The organism is Nocardioides aequoreus (assembly GCF_000720335.1).
Taxonomy (GTDB): domain Bacteria; phylum Actinomycetota; class Actinomycetes; order Propionibacteriales; family Nocardioidaceae; genus Marmoricola; species Marmoricola aequoreus.
On sequence record NZ_JOJN01000043.1, the window covers coordinates 1 to 301 of the forward strand.

Annotated in this window: 1 protein-coding gene; it reads right to left on the reverse strand. The window is 68.1% G+C overall.

The window, feature by feature from the left end; translation table 11 throughout:
• Positions 1-301, reverse strand: a 301-nt coding sequence (locus IG63_RS0120255; protein ID WP_030486147.1) for an aldolase/citrate lyase family protein, incomplete at both ends; no start/stop codon positions are given.

A 301-nucleotide genomic window follows, 5' to 3' on the forward strand; every position in this document is an offset into this window, starting at 1 on the left:
GGGCGCGCCGGGGGGCTGCTGGCCGACCACCAGGGTCTTCATGTTGATCGAGGCCATGAAGTCGGCCGGGCCGAAGATGATGGTCTCCAGGCGCGGCGAGGCGGCGGCGATCTCGTCGACGTTGACCAGGCCCTTGGCGTTCTCGATCTGCGCCTCGATGCCGATCCGGCCGACCTCGAAGCCCATGGTCTTCTCGATCTGGGTGAGCAGCAGGTCGAGCGCCTTGACCTGGGTGGCGTCCTGGACCTTGGGCAGCATGATGCAGTCGAGGTTCGGGCCGGCGCCCTCGACGACCGTGACG